General features: G+C 71.6%; 20 protein-coding genes and 1 tRNA gene. 7 read left to right on the top strand and 14 right to left on the bottom strand.

Annotated elements, in window-relative coordinates; all coding sequences use genetic code 11:
• Positions 1-41 precede the first annotated feature (41 nt).
• The 3 genes from LRS74_RS27710 to LRS74_RS27700 all read right to left on the bottom strand — a co-directional run bounded on the left by LRS74_RS27710 (position 42) and on the right by LRS74_RS27700 (position 2,254).
• Entirely contained in the window at positions 42-899 is an 858-nt protein-coding gene (locus LRS74_RS27710) for an SCO1664 family protein (RefSeq protein WP_277743544.1), read from the bottom strand.
• Positions 863-1,453, bottom strand: coding sequence for a DUF3090 domain-containing protein (locus tag LRS74_RS27705; protein ID WP_277743543.1), 591 nt, complete (start codon positions 1,451-1,453; stop codon positions 863-865). Before LRS74_RS27705 ends, LRS74_RS27710 begins: the two co-directional genes overlap by 37 nt.
• 87 nt (positions 1,454-1,540) lie before the next feature.
• Positions 1,541-2,254 carry a histidine phosphatase family protein gene (locus LRS74_RS27700; protein ID WP_277743542.1) on the bottom strand — a complete coding sequence of 238 codons (714 nt, stop codon included), beginning with the start codon at positions 2,252-2,254 and terminating at the stop codon, positions 1,541-1,543.
• A 343-nt stretch (positions 2,255-2,597) separates the two neighbouring features.
• Between LRS74_RS27700 and corA the strand changes: the two genes are divergently transcribed.
• Complete coding sequence (gene corA, locus LRS74_RS27695; protein WP_277743541.1) at positions 2,598-3,590, top strand: magnesium/cobalt transporter CorA; 993 nt, start codon at positions 2,598-2,600, stop codon at positions 3,588-3,590.
• 254 nt (positions 3,591-3,844) lie between these two features.
• On the opposite strand, the gene LRS74_RS27690 is transcribed toward corA, so the two are convergent.
• The 4 genes from LRS74_RS27690 to LRS74_RS27675 form a co-directional block, all read right to left on the bottom strand.
• Positions 3,845-4,183: a hypothetical protein gene (locus tag LRS74_RS27690; RefSeq protein WP_277744972.1), complete on the bottom strand. Its 339-nt coding sequence runs from the start codon at positions 4,181-4,183 to the stop codon at positions 3,845-3,847.
• Positions 4,184-4,213: 30 nt separating this feature from the next.
• On the bottom strand, positions 4,214-5,077 hold the full coding sequence (locus tag LRS74_RS27685) for an IS5 family transposase (RefSeq protein WP_277743540.1): 864 nt from the start codon (positions 5,075-5,077) through the stop codon (positions 4,214-4,216).
• 54 nt (positions 5,078-5,131) lie between these two features.
• A complete protein-coding gene (locus LRS74_RS27680; protein WP_277743539.1) occupies positions 5,132-5,920 on the bottom strand; it encodes a ferritin-like domain-containing protein in 789 nt (262 codons plus the stop codon).
• 336 nt (positions 5,921-6,256) lie between these two features.
• Positions 6,257-7,306, bottom strand: a complete 1,050-nt coding sequence (locus tag LRS74_RS27675; protein WP_144384927.1) for an LLM class F420-dependent oxidoreductase — start codon at positions 7,304-7,306, stop codon at positions 6,257-6,259.
• A gap of 257 nt (positions 7,307-7,563) precedes the next feature.
• On the opposite strand from LRS74_RS27675, the gene LRS74_RS27670 reads away from it, so the two are divergent.
• Both LRS74_RS27670 and LRS74_RS27665 read left to right on the top strand, forming a co-directional pair.
• A complete protein-coding gene (locus LRS74_RS27670) occupies positions 7,564-8,547 on the top strand; it encodes an aldo/keto reductase (protein ID WP_277743538.1) in 984 nt (327 codons plus the stop codon).
• Positions 8,544-11,321 (top strand): helix-hairpin-helix domain-containing protein, encoded by a 2,778-nt coding sequence (locus LRS74_RS27665; RefSeq protein WP_277743537.1) that lies wholly within the window; start codon positions 8,544-8,546, stop codon positions 11,319-11,321. The genes LRS74_RS27670 and LRS74_RS27665 overlap by 4 nt, the downstream gene beginning before the upstream one ends.
• Positions 11,322-12,041: 720 nt before the next feature.
• On the opposite strand, the gene LRS74_RS27660 is transcribed toward LRS74_RS27665, so the two are convergent.
• Positions 12,042-12,797, bottom strand: a complete 756-nt coding sequence (locus LRS74_RS27660; RefSeq protein WP_277743536.1) for a hypothetical protein — start codon at positions 12,795-12,797, stop codon at positions 12,042-12,044.
• A 48-nt stretch (positions 12,798-12,845) separates the two neighbouring features.
• On the opposite strand from LRS74_RS27660, the gene LRS74_RS27655 reads away from it, so the two are divergent.
• On the top strand, positions 12,846-13,034 hold the full coding sequence (locus LRS74_RS27655) for a DUF5703 family protein (protein WP_144384931.1): 189 nt from the start codon (positions 12,846-12,848) through the stop codon (positions 13,032-13,034).
• 394 nt (positions 13,035-13,428) lie between these two features.
• Here the strand turns inward: LRS74_RS27655 and LRS74_RS27650 are convergent, their stop codons facing one another.
• The 3 genes from LRS74_RS27650 to LRS74_RS27640 all read right to left on the bottom strand — a co-directional run bounded on the left by LRS74_RS27650 (position 13,429) and on the right by LRS74_RS27640 (position 16,310).
• Positions 13,429-14,391, bottom strand: coding sequence for a chaplin family protein (locus LRS74_RS27650; protein ID WP_347178164.1), 963 nt, complete (start codon positions 14,389-14,391; stop codon positions 13,429-13,431).
• Positions 14,392-14,568: 177 nt separating this feature from the next.
• Positions 14,569-14,802: a chaplin gene (locus tag LRS74_RS27645; RefSeq protein ID WP_277743534.1), complete on the bottom strand. Its 234-nt coding sequence runs from the start codon at positions 14,800-14,802 to the stop codon at positions 14,569-14,571.
• Positions 14,803-14,984: 182 nt separating this feature from the next.
• Entirely contained in the window at positions 14,985-16,310 is a 1,326-nt protein-coding gene (locus LRS74_RS27640) for a M20/M25/M40 family metallo-hydrolase (RefSeq protein ID WP_144385073.1), read from the bottom strand.
• A gap of 245 nt (positions 16,311-16,555) precedes the next feature.
• Here LRS74_RS27640 and LRS74_RS27635 point away from each other — a divergent pair.
• Positions 16,556-16,643, top strand: a tRNA-Leu gene (locus LRS74_RS27635).
• 87 nt (positions 16,644-16,730) lie between these two features.
• On the opposite strand, the gene LRS74_RS27630 is transcribed toward LRS74_RS27635, so the two are convergent.
• From LRS74_RS27630 to LRS74_RS27620, 3 genes are all read right to left on the bottom strand, one after another.
• Positions 16,731-16,970 carry a hypothetical protein gene (locus LRS74_RS27630; protein ID WP_277743533.1) on the bottom strand — a complete coding sequence of 80 codons (240 nt, stop codon included), beginning with the start codon at positions 16,968-16,970 and terminating at the stop codon, positions 16,731-16,733.
• A gap of 344 nt (positions 16,971-17,314) precedes the next feature.
• Positions 17,315-17,530, bottom strand: a complete 216-nt coding sequence (locus tag LRS74_RS27625; protein ID WP_277743532.1) for a DUF397 domain-containing protein — start codon at positions 17,528-17,530, stop codon at positions 17,315-17,317.
• Entirely contained in the window at positions 17,500-18,348 is an 849-nt protein-coding gene (locus tag LRS74_RS27620; protein WP_277743531.1) for a helix-turn-helix transcriptional regulator, read from the bottom strand. The genes LRS74_RS27625 and LRS74_RS27620 overlap by 31 nt, the downstream gene beginning before the upstream one ends.
• A gap of 286 nt (positions 18,349-18,634) precedes the next feature.
• On the opposite strand from LRS74_RS27620, the gene LRS74_RS27615 reads away from it, so the two are divergent.
• Positions 18,635-18,913, top strand: a complete 279-nt coding sequence (locus LRS74_RS27615) for a hypothetical protein (RefSeq protein ID WP_277743530.1) — start codon at positions 18,635-18,637, stop codon at positions 18,911-18,913.
• 80 nt (positions 18,914-18,993) lie between these two features.
• Positions 18,994-19,398 (top strand): hypothetical protein, encoded by a 405-nt coding sequence (locus LRS74_RS27610; RefSeq protein WP_277743529.1) that lies wholly within the window; start codon positions 18,994-18,996, stop codon positions 19,396-19,398.
• Positions 19,399-19,596 lie beyond the last annotated feature (198 nt).

Below are 19,596 nucleotides of genomic sequence, written 5' to 3'. Positions count from 1 at the left end.
CGACACCGCTCAGACGCCTCCAGGGGGCGCTCAGCGCGCTCTCACACCGGCGGCCACGGTATGGGCGGCCACTGGCCGCTCGGCTCCGGGTGCAGGCCGCTGCGCAACAGCTCCGCGACTCGCGCGCGTAGCGCCTCGATCTCCGCCTCCGTGATCAGCTCGGCCAGCCGGAGGGCCAGCGCGGCGCCCTCCGCCAGTTGCGCGGCGAGCCGCCGCAGCACCTCCAGCGCCTCCTCCGGCAGTGGCTCGCCGGCCCAGCCCCACAGCAGGGTGCGCAGCTTGTCGTCGGCGTTGAAGGTGACCCCGTGGTCGATCGCGTAGACCTGCCCGTCGGCCGCCGGCAGCAGATGGCCGCCCTTGCGGTCACCGTTGTTGATCACCGCGTCCAGGACGGCGAGCCTGCGCAGCCGCACGTCGTCGGCGTGGACCAGCAGCGCGGTGCGGCCTCCTCCCACCTCGGCGAGGCCGACGGCCTTCCACCCCGGGTCCGGCTCCTCGCCCTCCACCAGGGCAAGCAGCGGGGGCGTGGCGTCCTCGGCGGTGGGCTCGATCCACAGCTGGCACATGCCCCGCCCGTACGGGCCGTCGCGCAGCACGGTCGGCGGCACCAGGCCCCAGCCGGTGGCCTCGGAGATCTCGTAGGCCGCGACCTCGCGCTGAGCGAGGGTGCCGTCGGGGAAGTCCCACAGTGGTCGCTCGCCGGCGATCGGCTTGTAGACGCAGGCGGCGCTGTGCCCCTGGTACTCGACCGTGCAGTACAGCACCGCGTTGGAGGCGTCCGTCACCCGGCCGCGCACGGTCAGCTCGCCCCGCGCGAGCAGCTCGCGCGGGGTGGGTGCGCCGGGTGGATCGTCCGGGGCGGTCAGGCGCCGCGGCGGTATCCGTTCTGGCGCGGACATACGTGTCCCTCCGGGTCGAGCGGCAGGCTGCACAGCGGGCAGGGCGGCCGACCGGCGTTGACGATCTCCAGGGCGCGCTTGGCGAACGCGCGGGCCTGCACTCCGGTGAGCCGCACCCGCAGCATAGGGGGCCCGTTCACCTCGTCCTGGAGCAGCCGCTCCTCGGCCGCGGCGAGGTCTTCCTCGGTCTCGGCCTCCAGCTCGACCAGGGCCTGCGCCTCCACGATCATGCGCTGTTCCTCGCCGTCCCAGGCGAGCGCCATGGTGCCGACCCGGAACTCCTCCTCCACGGGGAGGTCCAGCGGGGCGGTGTCGGTGAATTCGACCGGCGCGACGGCGGGGACGGCGGCATTGCCGCCGGTGCGCCGCAGGACCTCGTCCAGCAGCTCGTCGATGCGCTCGGCGAGCGCCGCGACCTGGGTCTTCTCCAATGCGACGCTGGTGGTCCGGCCACCCGCGGACGCCTGCAGGAAAAAGGTACGGCGGCCAGGCAGCCCGACCGTACCGGCGACGAAGCGGTCCGGCGGGTCATAGAGGAACACCTGACGGGACAACGTCCTGCTCCATTTGGTTCGTGGTGTTCGATGGGTTGGTGGTGTTCGTTGTTTCGTGGTGTTCGACCACCCTACTGCGCAGGGAGATCACGGCGCTCCCGCGCCACCTCCCACCGTCGCCTGTCCCTCCTGCCCCGGGCGACCCTGCCGCCCCTCCAGCGTGGCCGCGCTCGGCGCCAGTCCGCCGAGGTCGCCGGTGTCGCCCAGCCGCACCAGGAACGGTCGCAGCGCCGTGTAACGGATCGCGGTGATCGAGCAGGGGTCGACGGCGATGCGTTGGAAGAGGTCGAGGTGCAGCCCGAGCGCGTCGGCCACCAAGGACTTGATGATGTCGCCGTGCGAGCACATCAGATAGACGGCGTCGGCGCCGTGCTCGGCCTCCACCCGCGCGTTCCAGTCCCGTACGGCCGCCACCGCGCGGTCCTGCATGGCCCGGAGCGACTCGCCGCCCGGGAACGCGGCGCCGGACGGGTACCGCTGCACGACGTCCATCAACGGGTCGTCGGCCAGTTCCTTGAGCTTGCGGCCCGACCAGTCGCCGTAGTGGCACTCCCCGATCCGCTCGTCCGTGTGCAGCGGCACCTCGGGCCGGGCGGCGAGCAGCGGCACCAGGGTCTCGCGGCAGCGCTGGAGCGGGCTGGTGACGACGGCCGCCAGCGGGATGTCCGCGAGCCGGCCGGGCAGCGTCGCCGCCTGGGCCGCGCCGCGCTCGTCGAGCGAGACGCCGGGCGTCCATCCCGCGAGCACCCCCGCGGTGTTGGCGGTGGACCGGCCGTGCCTGAGGAGGATCAGCGTGGGCATGCCTGCCAGCCTACGGCCAGCCGGAGTACCGCGAAGGGGCGGCATGGGAGACCCGCGACCGGCCGCGTCGACCGGCCCGGGACGGCCGACCCTCCGCGCCGGGCGACAAGCGACGACCGCGCCCCGCGCGGGGCGCGACGGGGACGACCGGCCGTCCGCGCGGGGCGACGGGTCGCGACGACCGCACGCGCGGCGTACCGCTGACGACGCCCGAGCCCGCGCGAGGCAGCACCGACAACAACCGGGGTTCCGCGCGGGGACGCGGCGCGACGAGCGGCCGCCCGCGCGGCGACCGGGGGCTCACGGAGCCTTCGCCATGCGCTCCGGCCCCAGGAAGAGAAGAATGCGCGACGTGATCGTGGACTGCGCCATCTATCAGGACGGGCGCCGCACCGAGGGTCCGGAGGACTTCTCCGACGCGCTGGAGCGGGCCCGCGCGGCCGGCAACGCCTTCCTGTGGATCGGCCTGTACGAGCCGACCGAGGAGGAGTTCGCGCGGGTCACCAGCGAGTTCGGGCTGCATCCGCTGGCCGTGGAGGACGCGCTCTCCGCCCACCAGCGGCCCAAGCTGGAGATCTATGACGACTCGCTGTTCCTCGTGCTCAAGCCGCTGCTGTACGAGGAGCGGTACAGCGCGGTCACGGCCGGTGAGCTGATGCTCTTCGTCGGCGACTCCTTCGTGGTGAGTGTCCGGCACGGCGAGGCCAACCCGCTGAGCGCGGTGCGGGCGCGGCTGGAGCGCAGCCCCGAGGTGCTGAAGCACGGCCCGACGGCCGTGATGTACGCCGTGTCGGACGCGGTGGTGGACCACTATCTGGAGGTCGCCGACGACCTCCACATCGACCTGGACGAGCTGGAGGCGGAGGTCTTCGCCCCGGAGACCGGCAGCACCCGTCGCACGGCCGGGCGGATCTACTCCTTCAAGCGCCAAGTGCTCGAGTTCCGCCGGGCGGCGGGCCCGCTGACCGACCCGATGGCGCGGCTCGCGGGCGCCGGGGTGCCCTTCGTCCACACGGGCTCGCGGCCGTTCTTCCGCGACGTCAACGATCATCTGACCCGCGCCAACGAGCATGTGGAGGGGCTGGACCGGCTGCTGTCGGACATCCTCGCCGCCCACCTCGCCCAGATGGGCGTGCGACAGAACGACGACGTGCGGAAGATCTCCGCCTGGGCGGCCATGATCGCGGTTCCGACGATGATCGCCGGGATCTACGGCATGAACTTCAAGCACATGCCCGAGTTGACGGAGTCCTGGGGCTATCCGGCGGTCGTTCTGATCATGGTCGCGATCGTCGCCCTGCTGTACCGGTTCTTCAAGCGGCGCGGCTGGCTGTAGCCGGCCCGCCCCGCTCCGGGGCGACCGTCTCCCATCGCTCGACGGTGCTCCCGGCCCCGCACGGGGCCGCGGGCTGCGAGGCTGCGTGAGCTCGGGACCCGAGAGCCCGAGAGCCCGGAGAAGGACCCCGGGCCTCCCGAGGGCTCCCGTGGTCCGGGGGCTCCCGTGGTCCCGGGGCTCGCGTCCGTCCTGGAGGCTCCCGTCGTCCCGAGGGCTCGCGGGCACTCCCGGGGACTCGCCGACTAGGCCGTGTTTTAGGAAGCGCGGACGGCCAGCCACTTGGTGAGGTCGCCCGCGATACGGTCGGTGCTGGTCTCGACGGTCACGTCGTGTTCGCGGCGGGCGGTGTCGCGGCGGACGACCTCGTATCCGCCCTCGTCCAGGACGGCGACAGAGGCAAACCAGGCAGGGTCGTCCTGTTCGGGCTGGATCACGATGAACGTGTTGTCCGAGTCGTTTAGGTCGCCGATCAGCATGAACAGGGCGTCCTCGGACGGGTCGTCGACGTGGTCGCCGTTCTCGCTGTCGGCGCAGTAGTACCTGGCGGCCACCGAAGCCCTCCCCGAAGATGTGCTGCCCAAGGCCGTGATCAGCATGGCACGGCCGTGCGGGCATCCGCTGATTCACAGCCACTGGTGGATCGCCGCGATCTGGACGGCCGCCTCGAACCGGACGGCGAGCTTGTCATACCGGGTCGCGACAGCCCGGTGCTGCTTGAGGCGGCTGATTCCGCACTCGACCGCGTGGCGGGCCTTGTAGTCCTCCCGGTCGAAGGCCGGCGCTCGGCCACCGGCCCGGCCGCGGCGCTTGCGGACCTGGTCGGCCGGCTCGGCGATGGTGCAGCGGATCCCGCGTCTGCGCAGGTAAGCACGGTTGGCGCGCGAGGAGTACGCCTTGTCACCACGCACCCGCAGCGGCCTGCGCCGTGGACGGCCACCGCCGACCTTGGGCACGGCGATCGCTTCGAGGACCGGCTCGAACTGCGGACTGTCACCCCGCTGACCTGCCGTGACCAGCAATGACATCGGCTTCTGCCCCTGCTCGCAGGCCAGATGGATCTTCGTGGAGAACCCGCCCCGCGACCGGCCCAGCCCGTGATCCTCCGGCTCGGTCCCGACCCCTCCCGGGGGCTCCTTCTGCCCGGCCCCGTCCCGGCGGGCACCAGCCGCGTGCTGATGGGCCCGGCAGACCGTGGAGTCGACGTTCACCTCCCACGTGATCAGCCCGGCCGCGTCAGCCCTCGCCTGCAGCAAGGTAAGAATCCGGGCCCACACACCCTCACGCTGCCACCGGCGAAAGAGCCCGTACACGGTCTGCCAAGGCCCGTACTCGCGCGGCAGATCACGCCACGGAACACCCGTCCGAACCCGCCACCGAATTCCGTTCATCAACCGCCGCCGGTTCCCGGACCTGCGGCTCACGCCTGCCGCAGGCAGCAACGACTCCAGCACCGACCACTGCTCATCAGAAAGATCCCCACGCCCCACACCATGATCATCACGGCGCGAGGCGTGGACCGGAACCCCGATCTAAAACACGGCCTAGGCGTACTCGGGCGCGGTCGTCGCCGGGCCGCCCAGCGCGTTGCGCCGTTCGGGCATCCGGAGGGTGACCATCCGCCGCCAGCCGCCGGCCCGCTCGGCCAGGTGCATCGCGTGGATGGCCGCCATGAGCACCGCGGACTTCGCCCGTGGCCAGCGCAGGATGGCGGCCATGTGCCCCATCACGGCGAGGCTGACGTCCCGGTAGATCACGATCTCCGCCAGCGCGGTCTCCCGGAGCGTGGCCTGGATGAGCCGGCCGTGTCCGGCGGCCGCCAGCCGCAGCAGCTCCTCGTGGCAGTAGGCGAGGTGGTTGTCCTCGTCGCCGGCGATCATGTTGATCGCGCGACCCACGTCGGGGTGGTCGCCGAAGGACTTCCGCAACATCACCATCTGGTCGGCGGCGCGCTGCTCGGTGACCCGGCTGTGCGAGAGGTACGTGACGATGTCCCGCTCGGTCAGCGGCTCGTCGCGGCGCAGCTTGTCATGGGCCAGCCCGATGCCGTGGGTCTCCAGCAGCATGGTGTAGTCGGTCTCGCGCGGTACCTCGACCGGCTCCAGCTCGCGCTTGCGCAGCAGCGCGTTGAAGATGCGGCCGTGCTTGTCCTCGTCGGCGCCATGCCGAGTGATCTTGGGCGCCAGGTCGCGCTGGCTCTCCGGTACCAGCGCCGCGATCCGGCCGTTCTCCCAGCCGCCCTGCGCTTCCCCGCTGGCGGCTATGGAACAGAAGAGCTGGAATGCCTCGTCGTTGTCGAGGATCTCCTGGAACAGGCTTTTCGCCGAGAACATGCTGCCACCTCCGTGCACGACATCCGCAAAGAAATAGTCAAATGCCGGATATCTCAAGGGGCAACAGGTGGGTGCCGTGAGTAGACCGAACGAATGACACCCATGGGGCGCGCGGTCGGCGGGAGAGGTGGCGAGGGTTGTGCGGGGGCGTAACCGCGGGGCGTCCGGGGCGTTGTGCTCCGTGACGGCCGTGGCGGGGAGGCCCCCGAGCCCTCACCACGGCCGCGAGGTCCGCGGCATGGCGTGTGGGGTGCCTGACCACCCTGGGTCCGGCACCCCACATGTGCTGGCGCGTGTGCGGCCCGCCGCGTGCGCGGTCCGTACGGTCGTGAGCCGTTACGCCAGCCCGGCGCGCTCCAGCGCCGCCACGCCCGCGCGCAGGCCCGCGATCCGCTCGTCGAGCGTGAAGCCGGCCGGCGTCAGGGACAGGGTGGTGACACCGGCCTCGGCGTACGCCTGCATCCGGTCGGCGACCCGCTCGACCGAGCCGAGCAGCGTGGTCGAGTCGATCAGCTGGTGCGGGATGGCGGCGGCGGCCCCGGCCTTGTCACCCGAGAGGTACTTCTCCTGGATCTCGGCCGCCTCCTTCTCGTACCCCATGCGCTGCGCCAGCCTGTTGTAGAAGTTCTGCTTGGCGCTGCCCATGCCGCCCACGTACAGCGCGGTGTACGGGCGGAAGTGGTCGGCCAGCGCGTGCACGTCGTCACCGATGGCCAGCGGCACGGTGGGGACCAGGTCGAAGCCCTCGAGGGTCTTCCCGGCCTTGGCGCGGCCCGCGCGGAGCGAGCCGAGCGTGGTCTCCTCCGCGTGCTCGGGGGCGAAGAAGATGACCAGGGCGCCGTCGGCGATCTCGCCGGTCTGCTCCAGGTTCTTCGGCCCGATGGCGGCGATGTACAGCGGGATGTGCTCGCGCACCGGGTGCACGGTGAGCTTGAGCGCCTTGCCCGGGCCGTCGGGCAGCGGAAGGGTCCAGTGCGCGCCCTCGTGGGTCAGCCGCTCGCGCGACATCGCCTTGCGGACGATCTCCACGTACTCGCGGGTGCGGGCCAGCGGCTTGTCGAACTTGACCCCGTACCAGCCCTCGGAGACCTGCGGGCCGGAGACGCCGAGGCCGAGACGGAAGCGGCCTCCGGAGAGCGTGTCCAGGGTGGCGGCGGTCATGGCGGTCATCGCGGGCGTACGGGCCGGGATCTGGAAGATCGCGGAGCCGACGTCGATCCGCTCGGTCTTGGCGGCCACCCAGGACAGCACCGTGGGCGCGTCGGAACCGTAGGCCTCGGCGGCCCAGCAGACGTCGTAGCCGAGCCGGTCCGCCTCCTGGGCGACCGCGAGGTTGTCCGCGTCCATTCCCGCGCCCCAGTACCCGAGGTTGATTCCGAGCTTCATGCCGCTCCCTCTCACCGCTTCAGCGATTTACCGATCAGTAACGTCCCGTTTCCGGGACTCTAGCGCGCGCCATGCGGATCCGGCAGGGGTCGCCCACCCGCAGTCCGCGGAGGCCGACCGCGGGCCGGGCACCGGGCCGGTCGCAGGCCGGGCACCGGGCCGGTCGCACCCGGTCTCACCAGGGGTCCCACTGGGTGTCTCGCCGGGTTATCCACAGGCCACCACGGCTGTGCGAGCGCCCAGTAACCTCAACGGTCATGGAGCTAAGGCACCTCGGCCGGACGGGCCTGCGCGTATCCCGGCTCGGGCTCGGCACCCTCACCTGGGGGCGGGACACGGACGAACACGACGCGGCCGAGCAGCTCAAGGCCTTCTGGGAGGCGGGAGGCACGCTGGTCGACACCGCGGACGTCTACGCGGACGGAGCCGCGGAGTACCTGCTGGGTCAGCTCCTGGAGGGCCTGGTGCCGCGCCGGGACCTGGTGATCGCCACCAAGGCGGGCAGCGTCCCGGACCCGGACCGCCGCTTCGACACGTCGCGCGGCCACCTGCTGGAAGCCCTCGACGCCTCGTTGGAGCGGCTGGGCACCGACCACGTCGACCTCTGGCAGCTGCACGCCTTCGACCCCGCCACCCCGCTGGAAGAGACCCTGCAGGCCCTGGACATCGCGGTCAGCAGCGGCCGGGCCCGCTATGTCGGCGTGTCCAACTTCTCCGGCTGGCAGCTGGCGAAGGCCGCCACCTGGCAGCTGGCCTCGCCCGGCGCGCAGACCCGGCTCGCCAGCACACAGATGGAGTACTCGCTGCTCCAGCGCGGCATCGAGCGGGAGGTGCTCCCCGCCGTGCTCGACCTGGGCCTGGGGCTGCTGCCCTCCTCGCCGCTGGGCCGCGGCGTCCTGACCGGCAAGTACCGGCACGCGACACCGGCCGACTCGCGCGGTGCCTCCGAGCAGCTGGCCGCCTTCGTCGCCCCCTATCTGGACGAGGAGGCCGGCCGCATCGTCGACGCGGTGACCACCGCGGCCGACGGCCTCGCCACCACCCCGCTCCAGGTGGCCCTCGCCTGGGTGCGCGACCGCCCCGGGGTCACCGCGCCCATCGTCGGCGCCCGCAACGCGCAGCAGCTCAGAGCGGCGTTGTCAGCGGAGGCGCTTAGTCTTCCCCAGGAGATCTGCCGGGCGCTCGACGACGTCTCCGCGCCCGTGCACCGCTACCCCGATCAGGACTGGAGCACCCTGTGAGCACCGACCGCCTCGCCGGCGACGCCGCCACCGCGCCCGAGGAGGCACCCGAGGGGGTACCCACCCGCGAGGCCGGCGTCCCCGCGGACCACCCCGCCGGTTCGGACACCCCCGGGGACTCCGCCGCGGACGCCGCAGGGAAGGCACCCACGGCCGCCCCGGCGGGAGCCTCCGGGGAAGCGGAGCCTCGCGGGGAGACCGCCGGGACCCCCGGCTCTTCCGGGGCGGGGGAAGTCGACGCGGAGGCCGCGGGGTACGCCGACGCGGATGTCGCGGGAACGGCTCACTCGGATGCGGGCGGGGAGTCCGGCGCGCCTGGCGCGGAAGCCGCTCCCGAGTCCGACGACACGCCCTCCGACGCCAGCACCACGAAGCCCGCCGAGGACGCGCGCGCGGACGCCTCGGGGCCGGCTCGCGCGGACGCCGCAGGGGAGCCGGGGCAGCCTGACACGGAGACCGGGACCGAGACCGTAACCGGAACTGGGGCCGCGCGCGCGGAAGGCGCCGGAGAAGAGGCCCGGCCGGTCGCGGGCGCGCCGGGGGCCGCGCGTGAGGCGGAACGGCCGAGCACGGACACAGGGGCGCAGGCCGGGAGCGGCCGGAAGCGGAGCGCCGCCGCGGAGGCGTTGGCGGCCGCCGTACGGGCGGTGGAGAGCGGCGAGCGCTCGGCGGCTTCGTTCTTCACGGAGCGGGCGTCGGCCCCCGCCCCCTCCGCGACGCCGCGGGCGCCGCAGGCGAGGCAGGAGGCGCCTTCTGGAGTCGCCGCCGGACCCGTTCCCGCCGCGGCGCGGCGGGATGTCACCGCCGGCCCGGCCCGCCCGGCCGTCGGCGGTGTGGCGCCGGGCGCGTCCCGTCCCGCGGCCGCGCTCGCCGACACCGCCGGGGTACGCGAGGTGTTGGCCGCGGGCGGCGCCCCGGCGCAGCTGGCCGGACCGGTGGTCGAGGCGCTCGGCGAGCAGGCGGCGGACGCCCTTCGGGCCGATCCGTGGCTGCTCCTGGGCGTCCCCGGGATGCGACCGGAGCAGGCCGACGGCTTCGCGCGGGCGCTGCTCGGATCCGCCTGCGGTCCGGGCGACGCGCGGCGCTCCCAGGCCCTGATCACCTGGCTGCTGGAGCGGGCGGCGCTGGAAGGGTACACCGCGCTGACGGCCACCGCCGTGCGCGAGGCGTTGGCCCGGCAGACCGTGCCGGACCCGGAGGAGGCGCTGCGCACGGCGATCGGGGACGGCGCCGTGCTCGTCTTCCAGGACGCGCTGGAGACGCCCGGCGGCGGCCGGCCGGGCGCGGCGGCCACCGGTCGTGGTGAGGGCGAGGACGGTGAGGGCGACGAGAGCGAGCCGCCGGTGCGGATCCTGCTCGGCCTGGATCGGTACGCGCTGGCGGAGGAGAGCCTCGCCGACGGTCTCGCCCGGCTGATCAACACCTTTGAGCAGGCCGTCGGCGCGACGGACCAGCAGGACGGCGCGGCGGCGGAGCCGCGGGGCGACGTTGCGGCGAGGCCGGACTGGGAAGGCGCCGCCGCCGCGGCGCCCTCCCCCTCGGCCGCCGAGCTGATCCGTGCCGTGGCCGGCCATGGGCTGGTCGCCCACAGCGGCGGCGAGGCAGCGCGGGCCGAGCCCGCCGCGCTGGTCGGCGCCGCGCGGGCGCTGGGCCTTCGGGCGTACGCGGCGACACACAGCGAGGACGGGCGGCGCCGGCTGGCGGCACCGTCAGCGGCCGGGCCGGCGGGCTCCACCGGTGCGGCCGACACGCGTGCCGCGGGCCTCGGCGAGGCGGGCGGCGCGGACCCCGAGGGCCCGGACGCCGACAGCGGAACGGCGGCGGTCACCGTCGCCGGGCTGCTCTCGGGTCACGAGGGCCCGGGCCGGGACGAGGAGGGCGCGCTCGCCCTCGACCTGCTGGTGGTGTTGGACGCCCCGCAGCTCGATGTCGAGACGGCGGCGATGCTGGTCGAGTCGCTGCCGGACGGCGCCCGCCTGGTGCTCAGCGGTGACCCTGGGGTGCTGTGGTCGGCCGGCCCCGGCCGGGTCTTCGCCGATCTGCTGGCCGCCCGCTGCTGCCCGCAGGTCGTCTCCCGCACCCCGGACCCCGGCCCGATCGGCGAGCTGGTCTCCGGCATCGGCATCGGCGAGCTGAACCAGGTCGAGGCCCCCCACAAGGAGGTCGTGATCGTGCCGGTGCGCGACGCCGGGGAGGCCGTGCACCGCACCGTGCAGTTGGTCGCGGACTCCGTGCCGCGGGTGATCGGGGTGCCGGCGGAGCAGGTGCAGGTGATCACCCCCGGCCATGGCGGCGCCGCCGGGACACGCGCGTTGAACGCGGCGCTCAAGGAGCGGTTGAACCCGGGCCCGGGCCGGTTCGGCGGCTTCGACCCGGGCGATCGGGTGGCCTATGTACCGGCGCCCGGCCGGATGGTGCTCGCCACCGTGACCTCGGCGGACACGCAAGGTCTCCATCTGGACTGCGCGGGGGCGGCGGTCGTCATCCCGCGCGAGCAGGTCGCCGAGACCGTGCGGCACGGGTGGGCCGTCACCGCGCACCAGGCGGCCGGATCGCGCTGGCCGGCCGTGGTCGTCGTGCTGCCGGGCGACGCCACTGCGGCGCTCACCCGGGCCTGGGTCTACACCGCCTTCGGCCGCGGCGAGCGCCATCTGTCGGTGGTGCACGGCGCGGACGACGCGCTGCCGAACGCGGTGGCGCGCATCCCCGCCAAGGAGCGGACCACCCGACTGCGGTCGTTGCTGGAGGCGCAGGCGGCGCCGACCGCCGACTGACCCGCGCCGCCGCGGGACGCGTCGTCCGTCCCGCGGCGGTCAGTTCGCCCCCCACATAGCCAGGCCACGGCCGACGGACCCATGCGGCCTGCCCCCCGGCGGCCCGGGCAGCACCCGGCCTCGGCCCACCTCGGGCCGCTGCCAACCCTCCGCCGTGCGGCGATCGGCCCGCGCCGCGCCCCTCCTGGGGCGCGGACCGGGCCCGACGGCGAACGCCGGTACTGCCCTGACTCCCCGCCCCACCACGGCCCGCTGCCGACGGGCCACCGCTACGCCACACAACGGCGGCCGGGCCAGCGGGTGCACCACCCGCGGCGCCACACCACCCGCAGCCACCCAGGGCCGGACCCCGACAGCGAACGCCGGCACGACCGCTCCCACCAGACCGCCCCACCACAGCCCACCGCCGGCGGGCCACCGCTACGCCACACAACGGCGGCCGGGCCAGCGGATGCACCACCCGCGGCGCCACACAACCGCAGCCACCCGGGGCCGGACCCCGACGGCCAACGCCGGCACGACCCGCTCCCACCAGACCGCCCCACGACAGCCCACTCCCGGCGGACCACCGCTACGCCACCCGACCCTCGGCGCCACACCACCCGCCCTCTCACGGACCAGAGCAGGCCGGGGCGGCCGGCGAGGGTGCGGTTCGGGCCTGTGTCCGAGGCGTGTCCGGCCGATGCGGCCCGCGGCGTGTCCGGCCCACGGGCCGCCGGGTCAGTTCTCGGGGCGGAGCATTTCCAGCTCGTCCCCGTCGGCCTCGTCGACGTCGTCGGCCTCGCCCTCGCCCTCGTCGTCTTCGACATCGGCATCGACCCCGCCGACTCGGATGTCGTCATCGTCGAGGTCCTGGTCGAAGACCTCGCTGACGTCGAAGCGGCAGACGAGCCGCTGCGGGTCGGCCTGGTCGAAGGGGGCCTCCAGCCACTCCCCCGGCTCCGCGAGCTCGTCGGCGGCGGTCACCCACAGGGTGGAGTCGCCCTCCGCCAGGCCGAACTCCTTGTGTCGGGTGGCGATCTCATCCGGTTCGTACTCGCCGAAGAGCACTCCGAGAGCGGCATGGACGCTGTCGCCGGCACCGCCCGCGGCGGTGCGGTTCGTTCCGTTCCCAGGCGCGGAGTCCGGGTCCAGGTCGGTGACCCGGCGCGCCTGGGAGAGCAGGCGCTGCGGCTCGACGACCGCGTAGTCCCGGCGGATCAACAGGCTCAGGGCGGTCGGCTCCTCCGGTCCGGCGTAGGCGGGCATGCCCTCTTCGGCCGGGATCTCGAACGGGGTGACCTCGTCGTAGGTGTCGTAGAGCAGTTCGTCGTACGCCTCGGCTGCCGCCGCCAGGTCGTTGAACGCCGCGTAGACGGCCGCGTCGTCCTCGCCCGACCGGCGTTCGACGGCGTCGAGGTGGCGGTCCAGAGCGGCTTTCACGGCCTCAGCGGCGGCGCGTACCTCGGCAGCGGATGGCTGCGCAGCATCAGACATAGTGCAGACGCTATCCGTATCAGGGCAGTTCCCGCACAATAGATTGCGATGCCGGAATACGAATTCTGTGATGTGTATGTGCCGCGGGGAGTCTCCCGCAAGGCCACGACCCGTCTGCTGACCGACCATGCCGAGTACGGACACTGGGAGTTGGACCGACTACGACTGAATCCCGACGGGAGCCGCAGAGTGCGGCTGCGCCGCCGCATCATCCGCCAGATCCGCGCCACCTGGTGAGCGACGGCTCCCGATAAGCGGTCACGGGCCGGAGCCCAGAGAGCCGAGGGCACCCGACGTACGGCGGGACCGGCGGGTGCCGGACGGACCGGGCACCGCCGGACGTACGACGGGCGCCGCCACCGTTCGACGCGCCGAGGTGTCCTTCCGCGCCACCGCGAACCACGGGAGCGCGCGTTTCCACACCTGGCGCGCAGAGCTTCAGAGAGCGCGCAGAGCGCAGAGAGCGCCGCGCAGAGCTCACAGAGCGCACAGAGCGCACGTACAGAGCGGGCCCCGTATGGAGCCCGCTCGGTACGAATCAGGCCACGTACGCCTCATCAGGCCGATCGCTCATGGCGACGGCCGGTGGATCGGGCCGGCCGGTTCGATTGTGACCGGGCCGGCCGTTCCCTCAGTGCTGCCCGGCGCGAGACCGGCGGTAGAGCACGGCGCCCGCGAGCAGCATCCCCGCGCTTGCCGGGATCACCATCTCCAGCGGGCCGGCACCGGTGGACGCCAGCTGGTCCTTGCCCGCGATGTGCGCGGCGGGGCCGGCGGCCGCGCCGAAGACGGACGAGTCGTCCACCGGCGTGCCGATGTGGCCGCCGCCCTTCACCTCGGTCGTCGGGGGCTTGTGACCCTCGGGCTTCTGGCCCTCGGGCTTCTCCTCGGGACCCGGGTTGTCCTCACCCGGCTTGTCCTCGCCCGGCTTGTCCTCACCCGGCTTCTCCGGCCCCGGCTTCTCCTGGCCCGGCTCCTGGGGACCGGGCTTCTCGCCGCCCGGCTGGTCACCGCCGGGCTTGCCCGGCTCACCCGGCTTGCCCGGCTCACCCGGCTCACCCGGCTTGCCGGGCTCCTCCGGCCGCGGGTGGCCCGGCTTGCCGGGGGAATGCGGCCCCGGCTTGCCCGGGGTGTGTCCGCCCGGCTGCTGCGGCCCATGGCCGTGCCCGCCGCTGTTGACGCAGCCGTTGCCGGCCGCCGGGTTCCCGATCCCTGGGGCGTTGACGGTGTTGCCACAGACGTTCACCGGGGCGTTCACCGGCACCTGCACCTGGTTGCCGGAGCCGACTCCGGGAGAGCGGTGCGCGCCGCCCTTCGCCGAGCTGCCGCCACCCTGGTGCGAGCCGCCGTGGTGACTTCCGCCGCCGCTGTGGTTGACACAGGTGTTGCCGGACGCGGGGTTGAGCGCACCGACCACATTGACGGTGTTGCCACAGGCGTTCACCGGCGCGTTCACCGGCACCTGAATGGAATTGCCGGAGGCCACACCCGGCGAATTCGCCGCGGCGCCATGGCCATGGGCGCCGCCCGGGCCCGTGGCGTATGCGTAACCGGCGCTGGCGGCGAGCACGCTGCCCGCCGCGGCAACCGTCATCAGACTTTTCTTCGCAACCTGTCGCATGCGATTCCTTGCATTGCGTCGTGCCGAAAACCCACACGGGCAGGATCGCCCGTGTGCGCTATGCCGCGCGGCCCCGGGGCGCTGACGCGCACTCCGGGACCGCGCGAGATGACGCCGCCCTGAGTGGCGGCTAAGAAGGGTGACGCAACGTCACTTGTTGATGCAGGTGTTTCCCATGGCGGGGTTCAGCAGCCCGACCACGTTGATCGTGTTGCCACAGACATTCGCCGGCGTGTTCACCGGAGCCTGGATCACGTTGCCGGAAACGACACCGGGGGACTGCAGCGCGGCGCCCTGGGCGCCCGCGTCGGCGGCAGCCAGACCCGCACCTGCCATCACCAGACCACCGGTGGCGGCCGCGACGGCGACAACCTTCTTGATCATCGTTCCTCCTCATTGACAATGCGGCCCAGCCTCGGGCCGCACTGCCGATAACGAGGACGATGTAATCAAGCTACGAATCCTCCGCGGGCTTCACTCTTTCCGATGAACCGGCCGCAATGCGGCAACCGGAGAGTGAATTCGCCGAAGATCTCGTTCTCAGGGCTCAGCGCCGCTTTCCGGCCTCAGCAGTGATCGAGGAAGCGGTCGAGCACCCGTACTCCGAACTTGAGTCCCTCCACCGGCACCCGCTCGTCCACGCCGTGGAACATGCCGGCGAAGTCCAGCTCCGGCGGCAGCTTGAGCGGGGCGAAGCCGAAGCAACGGATGCCGAGGTCGTCGAAGGACTTGGCGTCGGTGCCACCGGAGAGGCAGTAGGGGACGGCCCGAGCGATCGGGTCCTCGGCCTTCAGGGCCGTCTGCATGGCCTCCACCAGCGCCCCGTCGAAGCTGGTCTCCAGCGCCTTGTCCGCGTGCACGTCCTCGCGCCGCACCCGCGGCCCGAGCAGCCGGTCCAGGTCGGCCAGGAACTCCTCCTCGTAGCCGGGCAGGAACCTGCCGTCCACGTGCGCCGTGGCCTGCCCGGGGATGACGTTGACCTTGTACCCGGCGCCGAGCATGGTCGGCTGGGCGGTGTTCTGCAGCGTGGCCCCGATGATCTTCGCGATGCCGCCGAGCTTGGCGAGCGTCTCGTCCATGTTCTCCGGGTCCAGCGGGGTCCCGAGGGCGTCGGAGAGCTCATCGAGGAAGGACCGCACGGTCTTGGTCACCCGCACCGGGAACCTGTGCCGGCCCACCCGCGCGACCGCCTCGCTCAGCTCGGTGATCGCGTTGTCCTTGTTGGTCATCGAGCCGTGGCCGGCGGTGCCGTCCACCGTCAGCCGCATCCAGTGCATTCCCTTCTGGGCGGTTTCCACCAGATACAGCCGCAGCTTCTCGTTCACCGTGAACGAGAAACCGCCGACCTCGCCGATGGCCTCGGTCACCCCCTCGAAGAGATCGGGGTGCCGGTCGACGAGGTGCCGCGCCCCGTAGACCCCGCCCGCCTCCTCGTCCGCCAGGAAGGCCAGCACGATGTCCCGCGGCGGCCTGCGCCCGCTGCGCAGGCGGTCCCGCACGACCGCCAGCGTCATCGCGTCCATGTCCTTCATGTCGACCGCGCCACGCCCCCAGACGCAGTCGTCGGCGATCTCCCCGGCGAACGGGTGGTGCGTCCAGTCGTGGGCGTTCGCCGGCACCACGTCCAGATGCCCGTGGATCAGCAGCGCGGGCCGCGACGGGTCCTCGCCCGCGATCCGCGCCACCGTCGACGCCCGCCCCTTGTGCGACTCGAAGATCCGCGGCTCCAGCCCCACCTCGGCCAGCTTCTCGGCCACGTACTCGGCGGCGGCGCGCTCCCCGGGCCCGGAGTGGTCCCCGTAGTTGCTGGTGTCGATCCGGATCAGCTCACGGCAGAGATCGACGACCTCGTCCTCACCGCTGACGGCACCGCTCCCAGTCGCGGTCGACATCGACTCGCTCACACTGCCTCCTCGTCGTTCGCTGCCACCGCGCGACCCCCTTGTCAGCGCCGCTGGCGGCGGGATCCGCCCCCATCCTCCCTCCCCCGCCCGCCCAGCCCAAGGCGGCAATACCGCCGTCATCCGCCCGCCACATCCACCCCGTCCCGGCCCCCTCCCCGGCGTGATCGAGCACGCCCGGATGTTTGCTATTGTTTTCCACGTCGGAGCGGCCAGGGGCCGCACGACAGACACCGGTCCGGGTGGCGGAATGGCAGACGCGCTAGCTTGAGGTGCTAGTGCCCTTTATCGGGCGTGGGGGTTCAAGTCCCCCCTCGGACACCAGCTGAGACCCCACTTCACGTGGGGTTTTCTGCTTTTCTGGGCAGTGGCGTGACCAACCACGTGACCAACGGCCCAGCGATCTTGCCCTTAGACCAGGGCGGACAGGCCGAGTCGGCCCGCACCGGAGGCGGCGAGCTTCCGCGCCCCGTCCTTACGTGAGTGGCCGTACCGGGCCATGGTGTAGCCCGGCGAGTGATGCCGGACGTTCGCAGAGACCTCTACGGGGTTCTCCCCGGCCTCCAGGTCGTTCGTGACCTTGCTGTGTCGCCAGTCATGGATACGGAAGTCCTCAGGCAGGTGAAGCCGGGTGCGCCACCGCGCCGACACCTTCTCCGGGTCCTGTGGCCCGCCGGACGTTCATCACGGACCGATCGACATAGATGCGAGCGTTGGCATCTCCATCCTTGGTGAGCTTCCGGAGGCGATGGGCGTTGCCCTCCTCCACCACGACCCAGCCCAGCTCAATGGCTCTCTCGTCCCATCGAATGAGGGACCACTTCATGCCCAGCGCTTCACTGCGCCGTACCCCGGTCGTGGCATAGACGGTCCACAGCGGGGCGTCCCGAAGGCAGTCACGGTAGGAAACTCGCGTTCCTGGACTCGTATCCCTCTAACGAACCAACACAAAAATGCCCCGGCCAGATTTGGTCGGGGCATTTATTGCTTGAGGGTCAGGTGATCGGGAACTCTCCCGCCTTCACACCCTTGATGAACGAGCCCCACGCAGTTTCAGGGAAGAACAGGGCAGGGCCCTCGGGGTTCTTGCTGTCACGGACAGGAACGACTCCGGGAAACTGCTCAGTGATCTCAATGCAGCCGTTCCCTCCCGTGCTGTAGGTGCTCTTGCGCCAGTCAGCTATGGACAGGTCGATTCGGGTCGTGCGCACGGGTACAACTCCTCAGCAGCCTTCTGAATAAGGTTTCTTGATGCCTCTTGGTCTAGCGCTATGCGGTAGAGGTGATCATAGAGGCCCACGAGATCTGCAACAGCTTCCCGCTTCGTGATGAATTTTCCAGAACGCCCGGAAGGCCGGAATGCCACGGGAGGTCTGCTCGGCCGATCCCAGATGGTCACGTCGCCGACCTCGTTGAAGACGCCGTGGCCTTCGAACGGCAACACCCTAAGGTCGACTTTCGGTTCATGTGAACGCTCGATCAGGTGGAGCAACTGGCTCCGCATGACCCTTTTGCCGCCAGTGACAATGTGTAACGCAGCCTCTTCCAGTACCACGCGGAACATCGGAGGATCGGGGCGAAGTAGCGCCTGGCGCAGCTTCGCTCGATAGATGACCTTGTCATCTAGGTTTCCGCCGTACAGCGGCAGTCCTGCTTGCAGTGCGAGCCGAGTGTGTTCCTCTGTCTCAAGCAGAAGGGGCGTGAACCCGCTGATCTGCCGGGTCTCCGCAGCGTTCAGGTGCTCGTGAAGGAACTTCTGGACCCACTTTGCGTCAGGGTTGTCATCGAGGTGGTCGCGGAGTCTGCGAACATGTCCGTTCGCGCCAAGGGCATCGTCCATGCGTCGAGCGGTGTCACGGCAGGGGATGTTGACGGCGCTTTCGAACTTTGAGATGGCCGTGTTCGATAACGCCACCGCTTTGCCGAGCTCGGCCTGAGTCCACCTCTTCGCGGCCCGGTACTTGCGGATTGCCGCTCCGAGCTCGGCCGCGCGGGACTGGTGTGGGGCAATCGGTTTCGGGGCTGGCATGGTTGTATCCCCCATTTGACTCTGTGATCCATCAAGTCCCTGGCGGGGTTGAGCGTAGAGCTACGGGCAGATACTGGTCATCGGAACCGCCCAGCCGGTCACCGAAGCTGACGCCATGTTCGATTCCCAGTGTCGTGATGCCCATCCGGTGGTGCTCCACACGGGGGGGGGCAGCGGCAGGTTCAGGCCAAAGGTGGGGCGCCCCCAGCTCAGGCCATGCACGTGAAGACCCCCGCGACGGGCCAACGTCCGGGGGCGTGGCCACCAACTAACCGGAGTTGATGACGTGAACAAACGTACCGTGCTGATCTTCGAATTGGCGCTGGGGAGGCTGTGCACATCGGTGCGACGACGCCACCCCGCCATGGCCCCGGCCTACGAGGCGCCGAAGATCCCGGCCAGCGAGACCACCCTCCCGCGCGTCGTGTGGCAGAAGTGGATGGTCCACGGAGAAGACGTTGCCTTGGTCCGCCCCTACGTGCTGACCAGTGAACGCGTGGGCGGCCGGGGCAGGCTCTGGTCCAACGAGTGCGCGGGCTGCGAGTCCACGGAGGTGTCGTGGTGACTCTCCGACAGCTTCCCCCCGACGAACACGGCCGGACGGGCATCGTGAGCTCTGACGACCCGGACGGCCTACTCAGCCGCATGACCGACGCGATCGACAGCGTGGCGGAAGACGAGAGCGTGTTCATGTGCAGCCAGCTCCTGGGGCACGCCCGTGACTTGCTCAAGCAGCCGAAGGTGACGGTGGAAGAACTGCGGTTCCTCGCTGAAAGGCTTGTTGAGGGGCTGCTCATGGCCATCAACGTGGCCGAGAGCCGTGACTCCCGTTCGGCGCCGATCACCCCCATGCCCATGATCGGTGATCCGGTGATGGACACGGTGACCGGCAAGGTGGGTCTGATGATGGGCTGGGAGGGCCCTCAGCAGGTACGGGTGACCCTGTATCCGCCGAACGGCAAGGGCACGCCCTGGGACACAGCCGGCTTCCGCCAGCCCACGAAAGAGAGTGGCCTGTTGAGGGCCCATCCCGGCTCGCGGCAGGGCTGAACATGACCGCCCTGGCGTCTCCACCTGCCTCGATCTTCGGGCCTTAGAAGACTCCTGGCCCCGCTGTCCTCGGCTAACTCGGCGGGGACCAGGTCCCGCGCCCGCCCCTACCGCGTGCCAGTCATCCCCCGAAGGCGACACCGGTAGGGGCGGGTCATCAAATGGCCCGCCTGGAGGTCAAGGCGAGGAACTCCAATC

The organism is Streptomyces sp. LX-29 (assembly GCF_029541745.1).
In the GTDB taxonomy this organism is placed as follows: domain Bacteria; phylum Actinomycetota; class Actinomycetes; order Streptomycetales; family Streptomycetaceae; genus Streptomyces.
This window is presented reverse-complemented; position numbering and strand designations above follow the sequence as displayed.

Coding starts and splice junctions, on each gene's coding strand:
- LRS74_RS27640 (WP_144385073.1), bottom strand. CDS start 16,310: ATGTCGACCGCGACTGGGAGCGGTGCCGTCAGCGGTGAGGACGAGGTC.
- LRS74_RS27700 (WP_277743542.1), bottom strand. CDS start 2,254: ATGCCCACGCTGATCCTCCTCAGGCACGGCCGGTCCACCGCCAACACC.
- LRS74_RS27670 (WP_277743538.1), top strand. CDS start 7,564: ATGGAGCTAAGGCACCTCGGCCGGACGGGCCTGCGCGTATCCCGGCTC.
- LRS74_RS27645 (WP_277743534.1), bottom strand. CDS start 14,802: ATGATCAAGAAGGTTGTCGCCGTCGCGGCCGCCACCGGTGGTCTGGTG.
- LRS74_RS27610 (WP_277743529.1), top strand. CDS start 18,994: ATGACCGACGCGATCGACAGCGTGGCGGAAGACGAGAGCGTGTTCATG.
- LRS74_RS27680 (WP_277743539.1), bottom strand. CDS start 5,920: ATGTTCTCGGCGAAAAGCCTGTTCCAGGAGATCCTCGACAACGACGAG.
- LRS74_RS27620 (WP_277743531.1), bottom strand. CDS start 18,348: ATGCCAGCCCCGAAACCGATTGCCCCACACCAGTCCCGCGCGGCCGAG.
- corA (WP_277743541.1), top strand. CDS start 2,598: ATGCGCGACGTGATCGTGGACTGCGCCATCTATCAGGACGGGCGCCGC.
- LRS74_RS27675 (WP_144384927.1), bottom strand. CDS start 7,306: ATGAAGCTCGGAATCAACCTCGGGTACTGGGGCGCGGGAATGGACGCG.
- LRS74_RS27660 (WP_277743536.1), bottom strand. CDS start 12,797: ATGTCTGATGCTGCGCAGCCATCCGCTGCCGAGGTACGCGCCGCCGCT.
- LRS74_RS27655 (WP_144384931.1), top strand. CDS start 12,846: ATGCCGGAATACGAATTCTGTGATGTGTATGTGCCGCGGGGAGTCTCC.
- LRS74_RS27710 (WP_277743544.1), bottom strand. CDS start 899: ATGTCCGCGCCAGAACGGATACCGCCGCGGCGCCTGACCGCCCCGGAC.
- LRS74_RS27650 (WP_347178164.1), bottom strand. CDS start 14,391: ATGACGGTTGCCGCGGCGGGCAGCGTGCTCGCCGCCAGCGCCGGTTAC.